We start from the raw sequence: 12,885 nt of genomic DNA, 5'->3' as shown, positions 1-12,885 counted from the left end.
GGTCTACTCGCGGACTGCCCCCTGGAGCAGCCCGCGCACGAAATGTCGCTGGAGGAACAGGTAAAAGAGCACGACCGGGGTCGCGACGATGACCGAGCCGGCCGCGAGCAGGGTGAAGCCGGAGGTGTACTGGCCCTGGAAGAAGGCCAGCCCCAGCGGCGCCGTCCGCAGCGACTCGCTGGTCACCATGATCAGCGGGATCAGGAACTCGTTCCACGTCCACATGAAGACCAGCACGGTCAGCGTGACGACCGCGGGCCGGGCCGGCGGCACCAGCACCTGCCACAGGATGCGCCAGGTGGAGGCCCCGTCGATGCGGGCCGCCTCGACGATCGCGCGGCTGGAGGCGCGGAAATACGCCCGCATCCAGAACGTGCCGAACGCCACCGACAGCGCCACCTGCGGCAGCGCGACCGACCAGAACGTGTCGATCAGGCCGAGCGTGCGCAGATCGAAGTAGAGCGGTACGGCGATGGCCTCGCTCGGCATCATGATCCCCAGCATGAACAGGTAGAACAGCACCGACTGGCCGCGAAAGCGCATCGTGCCGAACGCGTACCCGCTCATGATCGACAGGATGACGCTGACGACCACGACGAACGACGACACCGCCAGGCTGCTGCGCAGATAGGTGTCGAACCGGCCGATCTCCCACGCCGCCGTGAAGTTCCCGAGCCCGGCCGTGCCGCCGCTGTCGGCGGGGCCGAGCGCGGCCGCCAGGATCGTCACGATGGGGAAGAGCGCGAACCCGGCGAACACCGACAGGATGACGTAGTTGGCCACCCGCTCCCCGCGCGAGATCACGAGACCCTCCTGTCCGCGAACCGGTTGATCCCGAACGAGATCGCGAAGATGACGACCGTCAGGGTGACGCCGATGGCCGCCGCCGAGCCGACCTGGCCGAGCCCGAAGGCCCGGTGGTAGACCTCGTACGACGGCACCGACGTGGAGTCGCCCGGCCCGCCCCGCGTCGTGACGTACACCAGGTCGAACGTCCGCAGCGCGGCGATCACCGTCAGCGTCAGGGCGACCGCGATCTCGCCGCGCACCGACGGCAGCGTCACCGCGAAGAACTCCCTGACCGCGCCCGCCCCGTCGAGCCGCGCCGCCTCGTACAGCTCCGCCGGGACGCGGCTCATCCCCGCCAGCAGCAGCACGGTCACCAGCCCGCTCTCGAACCACGTGCCGACCACCCCGACCGCCGGCAGCGCGAAGGTGTAGTCGCCCAGCCAGCCCCGCGTCAGCGAGTCGAGCCCGAGCGCGCCGAGCAGCGCGTTGAGCGTGCCGTCCGGGGCGTACACGCGCCGCCACGCGACCGCCACCACCACCATGGCGATCACCTGCGGCAGGAACACCACCGTGCGGAAGAACCCCAGCCCGCGCACCTTGGCGTGGTTGAGTATCGCCGCCAGCGTCAGCCCGATGACCAGCGGCCCGGCCGCGTAGAACACGATGAGCACCAGGGCGTGGCCGAAGGCGGCCCGCAGCCCCTCGTCCGCGACGATCGCGACATAGTTGTCCAGCCCGGCCCACCGGCCGAGGGACAGCCCGTCCCAGTCGTACAGCGACAGCTGCACCGCCCGCCCGATCGGGTAGAGCAGGAACACCGCGTAAACGGCGAAGGCGGGCAGCAGGTAGAGGTAGGCGACGCGGCGTGGCTCCCCGGGAGGCCGGGCCATGCTCACCCGTTGCTCTCGGCGAAGGTCTTGTAGTCCTTCTCCAGCGTGGCCAGGAACTCCTGCGGCGTCGCCTTCTTCGCCAGGAGGTCCTGCAACGCCGCCCCGAGCGTGTCGGCGAACGTCGGGGTGGCGTAGTCCAGGTACGGCACCAGCCCGTTCTTCGCGGTCACCGTCCCGAACGCGGTGAAGACGTCCTGCTGCGGCCCCGCCGGCACGGTCTGCTTCCCGGTGTCGGCGACCGGCAGGTTGCCGGTGCCGGTGAGCACCTTCATGGCGTCCGCGCTGGTGATGAAGTCGATGTACGCCGCCGCTGCGTCCGGGTTGGGGCTCTTGGCGGTGATGGCGAACGGCAGCCCCGTGCCGCCGGTGGCGACCGGCGCGGCGTCGGGCGTGCTGCCGGGCGGCAGCATGAAGCCCAGGTCCTTGCCCAGGTTCTTCTGCAGGTCGGCGAGCAGCCAGGTGCCCGCGATCAGGAACACCCCCTGGCCCTTGCCGAACGCCTGCCACGCCGGGTCGTAGCCCTGGCCGTTGAAGCCCTTGTTGAAGAAGCCCTTGTCGGCCCAGCCGGTGAGCTGCTCGGCGGCCTGGGTGTTCTCGGGCGTGTTCCAGGAGGCGCCCTTGCGGCCGAAGGCCAGCGTGCTGATCTGATCGGCGGGCACGAGGCGGCTCTGCACGGTGCCGAACACGTGGATGGCCGGCCACTTGTCGAGGTTGCCGAGCTGCATCGGCACCTCGCCGGCCGCCTTGGCCGTGGCCAGCGCCGTCTCGAAGTCGGGCCAGGTCTTCGGGGGCCGCAGGCCCAGCTTGGCCAGCTTGGCCCGGTTGTAGAAGATGCCGACGACCTCGCCGACCTGCGGCAGGCCGTACAGGTTGCCCTCGCCGAACAGCTTGCCGTCGGCGCTGTAGCGCGAGTACCGCAGCACCGACTCCGGGTAGCGCTGCTTCCATCCGTACGCCTCGGCGTAGGCGTCCAGCGGGCGGAGCTGGCCGGCCTTCACGAACGCGCCCATCGACGAGCGGCCGTTGTTGGCCTCCACCACGTCGGGCGGCTCGTTGCCGCTCAGCGCCAGGCGCAGGGTGGTGTTGAGATCGTCGAAGGAGCGCGAGACCCGGTTGAGCTTGATGTTGGGGTATTTGGCCTGGAAGGCGGTGTTGAGCTGCGTCATCTGGGCGGCCTGCCCGCCGCGTACCTCCTGGTCCCAGACGGTGAGCGTGACGTTGCCGAGGGCCGCGGCGTCGGTGCGCACCGCGCTCGGCTGCGCGGACGACGGCGTGGGCGGGGCCGAGGAGCCGGGCGCGCACCCGGCCAGGGCCACGGCGCCCGCGACGAGCACGGCGATCGTCATGGAACGGCGTGGCTGTCGCGTCGGGGGGATCATGGCGTTACTCCTTTTGCGCAGGCACGCGAGGCGTGTCCGGGTCCTCGGGCTCGTCGGGGCGCTTTGCTGATGCCTGGGAGGCCGTCCCCACGTCGGCGTACCGGGCGATGGTGGCGGCCGCGCGGCGCACCGCGCCCACCGGGACGCTGGGCACCAGCCGGTCGAGGAAGGCGTAGCGGCGGGCCAGCGAGCTGCCGTAGGCGCCGCTGCGGCCGGCCGCGGCCCGCACCTCGTGCCACCAGTCGGCGATGTCCCCCCACCCCGGGGCGGCCAGCGAGCCGCCGAACTCCTGCACGGCCAGCGCCGCGCAGACCCCGGCGAACGCCAGCCGGTCGGCCAGCGGCCAGCGGGACAGCGTGCCGAGCACGAAGCCCGCGCCGAAGACGTCGCCCGCGCCGGTCGGGTCGAGCGCCGTGACCCGCGGCGCCGGCACGAACGCCTCCTCGCCCGTCACGGAGTCGATGGCCATGGCGCCGTTGGCCCCGTCGGTCACCACGGCGAGCGGCACCTTGTCGGCGATCGCGTACAGCGCGTCGCGCGGGGTGTCGGTGCCGGTGTAGGCCATCGCCTCGGTCGCGTTGGGCATGAACGCGTGGCAGACCGAGAGCTGGTCCAGCAGCGACCGCGACCAGGCGCCCGACGGATCCCAGCCCACGTCCGCGAAGATGAGCGCGCCGTCGCGATGCGCCAGCTCGGCCCAGTTGGACGCGGCGCCGGGCGTGCCGAGCGGCTCCTTCGGGGAGAGCGTCACGATCACCGCCTTGGAGCGGGGCGGCGTGCCGATCATCTCCGACGCCGGCATGGGGGCGGGGTGGCCGTGCGTCACCATGCTGCGGTCGCGGTCGACCGCCATGGAGACCGTGACCGGCGAGTGCCAGTGCTCGAAGCGCCGCGACCTGGACAGGTCGACCGACTCCTGCTCCTCCAGGGTGCGCCAGCAGAAGTCGCCGTAGTCGTCGTCACCGAACGCGGCGGCCAGCGACGTGCGCAGGCCCAGCCGGCTGGTCGCGATGGCGAGGTTGGCGATGCCCCCGGGACACGAGCCCATGCCTTCGGCCCAGATCTCGGTTCCGGCGGCGGGCATCGCGGGCAGACCAGTGAAGATGATGTCCAGGAAGACCGTGCCGGCCAGGAACACGTCGAACTGCGGCCCCTCCGGGGTCCGTTCGCCGGCGAGAGGGTCGTACGCCTGGACAGCCACGGGTATGGATCCTCCTCGACACATCGAGATGTGCGCAATCTTGCACGTTTACTCGCTCACTTCAAGTGTTTCGCGCGAGCAGGTGGAGCAAACTGCTTACTCATGCGCGAATATGACTGATACACTCCGAGCGTGCTTCAGCGCCTCAGGCATGCCGAGATCATGCGCCGCGTCCGGCTCTCAGGCGCCACCAGCGTCCGCGATCTCGCCAGCCAGCTCGGCGTGAGCCCGTCCACCATCCGCAGGGACCTCGAGGTGCTCGACCGCGACGGCACGCTGCGGCGCGTCCGCGGTGGCGCGCTGGCCGGCGTCGACGCCGACGCCGAGCGGCCCTTCGCCGCGGTGGCGGCGGTCGACGAGCAGGACAAGGAGGCCGTGGCCGAGCGGGCCGCGCAGCTCGTCGGCGACGGCGACGTGATCCTGCTCGACATCGGGACGACGACGATGCGCCTGGCACGCAGGTTGCGCGGGCGCCGCGTCACCGTGGTCACCTCCAGCCTCGCCGTCGTCGACGTGCTCCGTGCCGATCCGGAGGTCGAGCTGCTGGTGCTGGGCGGCATGGTGCGGCGGCCGTACCACTCGCTGGTCGGCGTGCTGACCGAGGCGGCGCTGAGCCAGGTGGTCGCCGACCGGGTGTTCCTGGGGGCCAGCGGCGTACGGCCCGACGGGCAGCTCGTCGACACCACGCTCGCCGAGGTGCCGCTCAAGCGCGCCATGATCGCGGCGGCGGAGCAGGTGGTGCTGCTCGTCGACCGGCACAAGTTCCCCGGCACCGGCGCCCTGCGGGTGTGCGGTCCCGACGACATCGACGTGATCGTCACGAACGCGGGCGCCGACGAGGCGACGCTGCGCACCTGCGCGGCCGCGGGCGCCGAGGTGCTGCTCACGTGAAGGGGTGCCGATGAGACTGGCCGTTCTCGGGGGCGGGGGCTTCCGGGTCCCGCTCGTGTACGGCGCGCTCCTGCGCGACAAGGGCAAGCCGCGCGTGGAGGAGGTGGTGCTCTACGACGTGTCGGCCGAGCGGCTGGAGGCCATCGGGCACGTGCTGCGCCAGCTCGCCGCCGGGCACGAGGCCCCGCCCGAGGTGCGGATCACCACCGACCTGGACGCCGCGCTGCGGGGGGCGTCCTTCGTCTTCTCGGCCATCCGTGTCGGCGGCCTGGCGGGCCGCACCGCGGACGAGCGGGTCGCGCTGGACCTGGGCCTGCCCGGCCAGGAGACGACCGGGCCCGGCGGCATCGCCTACGGCCTGCGCACCATCCCGGTCGCGATGCGCGTGGCCGAGCGGGTCGCCGCCCTCGCGCCCGAGGCCTGGGTCATCAACTTCACCAACCCGGCCGGCATGATCACCGAGGCCATGCGGCAGGTGCTCGGCGACCGCGTGATCGGCATCTGCGACTCGCCGATCGGGCTGATCCGGCGCGCCGCCGCGGCGCTCGGGCTCGACCCGGCCCGCGTGTCGCCCGACTACGTGGGGCTCAACCACCTCGGCTGGCTGCGCGGCCTGACCCACCAGGGGCGCGACGTGCTGCCAGACCTGCTCGCCGACGACGCGGCGCTGCGGCAGGTCGAGGAGGCCCGCGTCTTCGGCGCCGACTGGGTGCGCACGCTCGGCGCGCTCCCCAACGAATACCTCTACTACTACTACTTCACCAGGGAGTCGGTCGCCGCGATCTCCGGGCAGACCCGCGGCGAGTCCCTGCTGAGACGGCAGGACCGCTTCTACGCGACCGTGCGCGCCCGGCCCGGCCAGGCCCTCGCCGAGTGGGACCGGACCCGCAGGGAGCGCGACGCCACCTACATGGCCGAGGCCCGCGACACCGCCGCCGCCGGCGCGCGCGACGCCGCCGACCTGGAGGCAGGCGGGTACGAAGGCATCGCGCTCGCGCTCATGGCCGCCATCGCCCGCGGCGAGCCGTCCACCATGATCCTCAACGTCCGCAACGGCGCCGCCGTGCCCGGCCTGCCGGCGGACGCGGTCGTGGAGATCCCGTGCGCGGTGGACGGCGCGGGCGTCCGGCCGTTGGCCACCCGTCCGCTTCCCGGTCGCTTCTTGGGCCTGGTCCAGCAGGTGAAGGCGGTGGAGCAGACGGCCATCGAGGCCGCGCTGACAGGCTCCGCGCGGTTGGCCGTGGCGGCGTTCGCGCTGCATCCGCTGGTGGACTCGGTGGCGACGGCGCACAAGCTGCTCGACGGCTACCGGGCCCGCATCCCGGAGCTGGCCGCGGTGTTCCCCGGCCGAGCACCCGCCGGCTAGCGCGGCACGCGGGCCGGTCCCGTCAGCCGCACGCTCCGGTGTGGCGTCGCGCCTGGCGTTCCCCGGCGGGGGCGTCGCGCCTGCCGTTCCCCGGCGGCTCGCACGGCCAGCCTGATGCGGTGTCTCGCCTGCGCCGAGGAGACCGGCCGCCGTGGAACCGCAGGGCTCACGTCACGCGGTGGAGGACACGGGCCAGCGTGTGCAGGGTCTCCGCGGGCGTGCCGGGCGGCGGGGAGACGCGGAGCACGGGTTCGCGCAGGTCCAGCGGCGCCCTCTCGATCGGCACGACGTTGACCAGCAGGGACGCCGCGGCCGCGCGGGCGGCGGCGTGCTCGGCCGTGTCACCCGGCGGGGGCCGGAGCGTGACGAGGGCGGACGGCTCGTCGAGCGGCTCGGCCACGCGCCAGCCCCCGGCCCCATCCAGCACGGCGCGTGCCATGCGGCCCAGATCGGCAAGGTGCGCGTGGACCGCCGGCGGACCGAGCGCGTGGTGCTCCACCACGGCCACGCCCAGCCCGACCCGCGCCGCGACGGCGGCCTCCGAGCTCTCATACCGAACCGCGCCGGGCCGCGGCACCGGCCCGCCTTCCGGCGCCGCGCGCTCGCCGCCGTCCGGCGTCGCGTGCGGATGACCGTCCCACGGCATCGCGCGCCCGTCGCCGTCCGGCGCCGCGCGCTCGTCGCCGTTGGCCGGCGGCGGTTCGTTCCAGAGGTGTCCGCCGAGCGTGGGGGCCGGGGCGTCCATGGCGGGCGTGAGGCCGGGAACGATCAGGAAGCCGACGCCGCGCGGCCCGGCCAGCCACTTGCGCGAGGTCCCCACGTACGCGTCGGCGCCCGCCCCGCGTACCTCCACGTGCCCGAGCGATTGACAGACGTCCAGCACGAACGGGACCCCCGCCGCCCGGCACAGCGCCCCGATCTCTCTGGCCGGCTGCACGACGCCGCGATGGGAGCCGATGTGCGAGACGACCACCAGGTCCAGCCCCGCCGCCAGCCCGGCCCGCAGTCCTTCCAGGTCGAGGCGCGCATCGCCGTCCACCGGCAGTTCGGCGAGCCGCCAGCCGCGCCGGGCGGCCAGGCGGCGCAGCAGCATCAGCGTGCTGCCGTACTCGGTGCGCGGATAGCCGACGCGGCTGCCCGGCGCCAGCCGCCACCCGCCCAGCAGCGCCGCCATCGCCGCCGTCCCGCTCTCGAGGAACGCCACGTCCTCCGGACCGGCGTCGACCAGCGCGGCCAGGGCGGCCTTCGGCGCGGTGAGGTCAGGGGCGGCCGCGTAGCCGCCGCGCTCCCGTTCCAGCCGCAGATGCGCCGTGACCGCGTCGAGCACCCGGTCGCTGGGCACGTTGCAGCCGGCCGCGTCGAGATGCCCGGGCGGCGCCACACTCCGCGCCGCCCGCCACGTCTCGCCGATCGGCGCCGTTCCGGCGGTCCCCACCTGGCTCGTCGCGCCGATCCGCGTCCCCGCTGTCTGTCGCGTCGCGCCGATCCGCCTCGTCCCCGCTGCCTGTCGCGTCTCGGCGCTCCGCGCCGTACCCGCCGCCGGCCCGGTCTCGGCGTTCACGCTCCGGCCAGGACCAGGGTGAAGTCGCCGGCGGGGTCGGTGTAGCGGCGGCGCACCTCGAAGCCCGCGGCGACGAGCTCCTCCCGCAGCCCATCCGGCCGGAACTTGGCGCTGATCTCGGTCCGCATCTCCTCCCCTTCGGCGAAGTCCACGATCAGCCCGAGCCCGCCGACCCGCACCCGCATGTCCCGGCTCGCCCGCAGCCGCATCTCGATCCAGTCGTGCCGCGCGTCGTACACCGCCACGTGCGCGAACGCCTCCGGGTCGAAGTCCGCCGCCAGGTCCCGGTTGATCACCCGCAGCACGTTCCTGTTGAAGGCCGCCGTCACGCCGGCCGCGTCGTCGTAGGCCGCCACCAGCCGCCCGGTGTCCTTCACCAGGTCGGCCCCGAGCAGGAACGTGTCCCCCGGGCGGAGCGTCGCGCGCAGTTCCTTCAAGAAGACCCCGCGGGCATCCGGTTCGAGGTTCCCGATCGTGCCGCCGAGGAAGGCCACCATCCGCCGGCCGGTACGCGGCAGCAACGCCAGATGGCGCTCGAAGTCGGCGCACACCGCCCGCACGTCCAGCCCCGGGAAGCTCCCGGCCACCCGCCGGGCCGCGGATTCGAGGGTGACCGCGTCCACGTCCACCGGCGTGTACGCGCGCAACGTGCCCGCCGCGGCGAGCGCCTCCAGCAGCAGCACGGTCTTCTCGCTGGTGCCCGAGCCCAGCTCGACCAGCGTGTCCGCACCGCAGGCCACCGCCAGGTCCGCGGCCCGCGCCTGCAAGATGGCCAGTTCGCGCCGGGTCGGGTAGTACTCGGGCAACCGGGTGATACGGGAGAACAACTCGCTGCCCGCCGCGTCGTAGAACCACTTGGGCGGCAGCCACTTGGGCGACGCCGTCAGCCCGGTCCTGACGTCGGCTTCGAGCGCCTGGCGCAGATAGTCACGGTCAAGATGGTTGATCACATGCACGGTCGACTGGCTGACAGGCACAGAGCCTCCTGGGGATAGAGATCACAACGGCTGGACGCGTACGTCCGTCTGGGTGACGATCAGCAGGCTGCGCTCGGGCACGGCCTGCCAGCCGGGCAGGTTGTCGAGCGGCTCGCTGGCCACCCGCACGCCGTCGTGCAGCCGGTGGTAGAAGAGCGTGTCGCCCCAGACGGTCGCGGCGATCGACGTGCCGTCGCAGGCGAGCAGGTTGAGACGGGCGCCGGGGTCCTTCTCCCCGGCGCGGACGACGACCTCGGTCAGCGCCTCGCCCAGGCCGAGCCCGGCGCGCCCGTGCAGGAACACGGCGGCGGCGACCCAGGCGGCATCGCACGAGCTCTCCGCGCGATCGGGCAGGTCGTCGGCGAGGTCGCGGAGCGCGTCCCTGGTGACGCGCCCGTTGTGGCTGAGCAGCCACTGCCGGTCGGTGAACGGCGCCGTGGCGCTCTCCTCGATCGGCATGCCGACGGTGGCGCAGCGCACGGCCGCCAGCAGGCAGGCCGAGCGGGCGATCTGGGCGAGCGCGGGCAGGTTGGCGTCGGCCCAGATGGGCACGGTGCGGCGATAGCGCACCGGTTCGGGGCGGTCGGGGTCGTACCAGCCCATGCCGTACCCGTCGGCGTTGACCAGGCCGTGCCGCTGGTGGCGGGGCGCGTACGACTGCTTGAGCAGGCCGTGCTCGGGTTCGTGGATGAGTGAGGTGAGCGGGCGGGCGGTGCCCAGCCAGGCCGCGTGCCTGCACACCTCAGACCAGCTCCGAACGGGCGCAGCGAAAACCGGTGAAGATCTGCCGGCGGATCGGGTAGTCCCAGTTCCTGAACGTGGTCCGCACCGCCGCCGGATCGGCCGCCCACGAGCCGCCGCGCAGCACCCGGTATTCGTGCCCGAAGAACACCTCGCTGTACTCCTTGTAGGGGAAGCTGCGGAAGCCGGGGTAGGGCTGGAACCAGGAGGCGGTCCACTCCCACACGTCGCCCACCATCTGCTCGGCCCCGTACGCGCTGGCCCCGGCCGGATAGGCGCCGAGCGGCGCGGGACGGGCGGCGCGGTGGCCCAGGTTCGCCCGGTCCGGGCCCGGATCCTCCTCACCCCACGGGTACCGGCGGGCCCGCCGGGCCGCCGGATCCCAGCCGCAGGCCTTCTCCCACTCCGCCTCGGTGGGCAGCCGCTTGCCCGCCCAGCGGGCGTAGGCGTCGGCCTCGTACCAGCACACATGCTGAACCGGCTCGTCCATCGGGAGGGGCTCGGTGCGGCCGAAGCGGCTGCGCCACCAGGTGCCGCCATCCTTGGCCCAGAACAGCGGGGCCGAGGTGCCGCTCCGCTGCCGCCACTGCCAGCCCTCGGGCGTCCACCAGCGCGGGTCGTCGTAACCTCCGTCCTCGATGAACGCGGCGTACGCGCGGTTGCCGACGGGGAGCCGGTCGATCCAGTACGCGGGCAGGTCCACCCGGTGGGCCGGCCGTTCGTTGTCGTAGGCCCACGGCAGCGTGCCGGTCCCCATCAGAAAGGGGCCGGCGGGAACGTACACCTCCTCGGGGCCCGCGCTGCGGCCCGGCGGCAGGTCGCCCTCGCGCACCAGCCCTGGCTGACCGGACAGCTGCAACGTGGCGAGCATGGTCTCGTCGTGCTGGTGCTCGTGCTGGATCACCAGGCCGAACACGAAGCCGTCGCGGTGCAACGGGGAGGGACCGTCCAGGTCGATCGCGTCCAGGACGTCGAGCACCCGCCCGCGCACGCCTTCGATGTAGCGGCGGGCCTCCGCCGGGCCCAGGATGGGCAGGGTGGGACGGTCCTTGCGCGGATGCTTGAACGCGTCGTAGAGGTCGTCGATCTCGGGGCGGAGCGGATCGATGCCCGCAGCCTCGCGCAGCACCCAGAGCTCCTCGTAGTTGCCGACGTGCGCCAGATCCCACACCAGCGGCGACATCAGCGGCGAGTGCTGGCGTACCAGCAGGTCGTCCTCCGCCTCCGTGTAGGCGAGCGACCGGTCCCGGACCGCGATCAGCTCGGCCGCGATCCGTTCCTTGAAGTCGTTCATTTCGGTCCTTCGTCGTTCAGCCAGGCCGGGACGCGCTGCCCCGACACGAGGTCCATCAGGTCGGCCGCGGGGGAGCGGCCGGTCGTCACATGCCGGTCGGCGAACGCGGCCACCTCGCCGACCAGGCCGGGGCCGGCGCCGAGGCGTGGCAGAGCCTCCAGCGCGGCGCGGAAGCACGCCTCGGCGGCCGCGCGCAGCCGCGGGTCGGCCAGCCCGCACCGCGCGGCCACCGCCCAAAGCCCCTGGTACGGCTCCACGGCGGCCAGCGCCGCGGCGGCGGCGCGGTCGTCGGTGACGAGGGCGTGGGTCACCGCCACGCACACCGGCCAGGTCGCCGGATGCTGGGCGTCGAGGTAGCGGATCTCCAGCCAGCCCCGGGGCCGCACCGGGGGGAAGACCGTCGTGGCGTGGTAGGCCAGATCCTCGGCGGTGGGCCGGCGCTCGCCGCCGCCTTCCAGCCAGTCGCGGAACGTCGAGCCATCGCGGACCGGGCGATAGCGCTCCTCGCCCTCGCGTACCAGCATGAGCCGGGCATCCAACAGATATTCCGCCCAGTCCGCGGCAGGGTCGCCCGACGCGGGCACGGGCGCGGTCCTGGTGCGGTCGAGGCGATCCCAGACGGCCTGGCGGCCCGACATCCAGCCGCATGGCCGGCCGCCGCTCAGCGGCGAGTTGGCGAAGGCCGCCATCAGCACGGGACCGAGCGCGTGCGCCCGCTCCCACCGGATCGCCGGGCGCTCGCCCAGGTCCAGGTTGATCTGGATCGACGCCGTCGAGCACATCATCAGCGGCCCGTACGGCTCGCCGAGGAACTCGGCCATCGCCTCGTAGCGGGGCAGGCGCAGCTGGCGGCGGGCGGGCCGTACCGGGTCGAGGCCCACCCCCGCCAGCGCCAGTCCCGCCGCTCGCAAGGCGTCGCGCACCGCGGCCACATCGGCGGCCAGGCCGGCCACCGTGTCCGGCAGCGGGCCCGCGGGGCCGGACAGTTCGAGCTGGCCGCCCGGCTCGAATGTCACCCGGCTGCCGCCCGGCAGCGCCGGCAGGGCGCGCTCGACCCTGGCCAGCGGGACGTGCCCGGCCGCCTCGGTGCTGTCGAACACCAGGAACTCCAGCTCGACACCCACTTGGTCGGCGGCGGCTGGACGGAAGCAGCGGCGCGCGTAGTCCGCCACCTCCGAGGCATCCCGCAGCGGCGTGCCCTCGACGGTCAGCCCGATCATCGTCTCCCCTTCGCGTGGCGCACGGGTCTATAGACCCGCGAACCGCGCGAGCGTTACGGGCGATTTTTCGCGTAGCGGATGGGACGTGACCGGAACTTCGCCAACCAGCCCATCCGGTACGGCGCCCTCGTGGCGTTCTCCACGGTGCCGCGTCATGGGAGACCGCGCTGCCGGGGCGATCCTGGCGCGCTCGCGTTCGGCCGGGCGGCGGCCACCTCCAGGGCCCACACGGCCACCGATAACGGGGTGTCGGGGAGACCCCGCCAATCGTTCTCGCGTGATCACGCTTGGTGGTCAAATCTTACGAATTTCGTGAAGTGAATGTTCGGCTGACCCCTCACAGCAGTCGGGCGCGTATCTGCGCTCGAAGGCGGATGTCCCGTCGACCTACAGGCTCAGGCGGCCGCCTGGGACAGAGCCTGAGGGCCGGGTCGCATCTGCAGGCAAAGAGAGGGATTGTGATGAGACACCAAAATGGCTCACGGTTCCGCAGAAAGACGGCGGCCATGCTCGCGGCACTGGCTGTCACGTGGGGTGGCCTCACGGCCGGCGCCGCGGAGGCGGCGGCAAGCGGGG

General features: G+C 73.2%; 11 protein-coding genes. 2 read left to right on the top strand and 9 right to left on the bottom strand.

Annotated features, from left to right (window positions below; translation table 11 throughout):
* Window positions 1-3: 3 nt before the first annotated feature.
* From ACTMTI_RS16900 to ACTMTI_RS16885, 4 genes are read right to left on the bottom strand one after another with little or no spacing between them, the layout of a single operon-like run.
* On the bottom strand, window positions 4-804 hold the full coding sequence (locus ACTMTI_RS16900) for a carbohydrate ABC transporter permease (protein WP_441121300.1): 801 nt from the start codon (window positions 802-804) through the stop codon (window positions 4-6).
* Window positions 801-1,679, bottom strand: a complete 879-nt coding sequence (locus tag ACTMTI_RS16895) for a carbohydrate ABC transporter permease (protein ID WP_441121299.1) — start codon at window positions 1,677-1,679, stop codon at window positions 801-803. Before ACTMTI_RS16895 ends, ACTMTI_RS16900 begins: the two co-directional genes overlap by 4 nt.
* Before the next feature lie 2 nt (window positions 1,680-1,681).
* Window positions 1,682-3,058: an ABC transporter substrate-binding protein gene (locus ACTMTI_RS16890; protein WP_441121298.1), complete on the bottom strand. Its 1,377-nt coding sequence runs from the start codon at window positions 3,056-3,058 to the stop codon at window positions 1,682-1,684.
* Window positions 3,059-3,062: 4 nt separating this feature from the next.
* Window positions 3,063-4,259, bottom strand: a complete 1,197-nt coding sequence (locus tag ACTMTI_RS16885; protein ID WP_441121297.1) for a carbohydrate kinase family protein — start codon at window positions 4,257-4,259, stop codon at window positions 3,063-3,065.
* Between the two features lie 132 nt (window positions 4,260-4,391).
* Here ACTMTI_RS16885 and ACTMTI_RS16880 point away from each other — a divergent pair, with 132 nt between their 5' ends.
* Complete coding sequence (locus tag ACTMTI_RS16880) at window positions 4,392-5,150, top strand: DeoR/GlpR family DNA-binding transcription regulator (RefSeq protein WP_441121296.1); 759 nt, start codon at window positions 4,392-4,394, stop codon at window positions 5,148-5,150.
* 10 nt (window positions 5,151-5,160) lie between these two features.
* Window positions 5,161-6,516, top strand: a complete 1,356-nt coding sequence (locus ACTMTI_RS16875) for a 6-phospho-beta-glucosidase (protein ID WP_441121295.1) — start codon at window positions 5,161-5,163, stop codon at window positions 6,514-6,516.
* A gap of 166 nt (window positions 6,517-6,682) precedes the next feature.
* On the opposite strand, the gene egtE is transcribed toward ACTMTI_RS16875, so the two are convergent.
* The 5 genes from egtE to egtA all read right to left on the bottom strand — a co-directional run bounded on the left by egtE (window position 6,683) and on the right by egtA (window position 12,309).
* Window positions 6,683-7,951 (bottom strand): ergothioneine biosynthesis PLP-dependent enzyme EgtE, encoded by a 1,269-nt coding sequence (egtE, locus tag ACTMTI_RS16870; RefSeq protein WP_441121294.1) that lies wholly within the window; start codon window positions 7,949-7,951, stop codon window positions 6,683-6,685.
* Between the two features lie 122 nt (window positions 7,952-8,073).
* On the bottom strand, window positions 8,074-9,054 hold the full coding sequence (egtD, locus tag ACTMTI_RS16865) for an L-histidine N(alpha)-methyltransferase (RefSeq protein ID WP_441121293.1): 981 nt from the start codon (window positions 9,052-9,054) through the stop codon (window positions 8,074-8,076).
* A gap of 21 nt (window positions 9,055-9,075) precedes the next feature.
* Entirely contained in the window at window positions 9,076-9,795 is a 720-nt protein-coding gene (gene egtC / locus ACTMTI_RS16860; protein ID WP_441121292.1) for an ergothioneine biosynthesis protein EgtC, read from the bottom strand.
* A 1-nt stretch (window position 9,796) separates the two neighbouring features.
* Complete coding sequence (gene egtB / locus ACTMTI_RS16855; RefSeq protein WP_441121291.1) at window positions 9,797-11,089, bottom strand: ergothioneine biosynthesis protein EgtB; 1,293 nt, start codon at window positions 11,087-11,089, stop codon at window positions 9,797-9,799.
* Window positions 11,086-12,309, bottom strand: coding sequence for an ergothioneine biosynthesis glutamate--cysteine ligase EgtA (egtA, locus tag ACTMTI_RS16850; RefSeq protein WP_441121290.1), 1,224 nt, complete (start codon window positions 12,307-12,309; stop codon window positions 11,086-11,088). The genes egtB and egtA overlap by 4 nt, the downstream gene beginning before the upstream one ends.
* Window positions 12,310-12,885 lie beyond the last annotated feature (576 nt).

It is taken from the genome of Nonomuraea sp. H19 (assembly GCF_052068215.1).
Classification (GTDB): Bacteria; Actinomycetota; Actinomycetes; order Streptosporangiales; family Streptosporangiaceae; genus Nonomuraea.
Note: the sequence above shows the minus strand (reverse complement) of the source record. Positions and strands in the feature narration are given on the sequence as shown.

Bases quoted from the DNA above. Each gene is read 5' to 3' on its own strand.
- ACTMTI_RS16895 (WP_441121299.1), bottom strand. From the start codon at position 1,679: ATGGCCCGGCCTCCCGGGGAGCCACGCCGCGTCGCCTACCTCTACCTG.
- ACTMTI_RS16890 (WP_441121298.1), bottom strand. From the start codon at position 3,058: ATGATCCCCCCGACGCGACAGCCACGCCGTTCCATGACGATCGCCGTG.
- ACTMTI_RS16875 (WP_441121295.1), top strand. From the start codon at position 5,161: ATGAGACTGGCCGTTCTCGGGGGCGGGGGCTTCCGGGTCCCGCTCGTG.
- egtB (WP_441121291.1), bottom strand. From the start codon at position 11,089: ATGAACGACTTCAAGGAACGGATCGCGGCCGAGCTGATCGCGGTCCGG.
- egtA (WP_441121290.1), bottom strand. From the start codon at position 12,309: ATGATCGGGCTGACCGTCGAGGGCACGCCGCTGCGGGATGCCTCGGAG.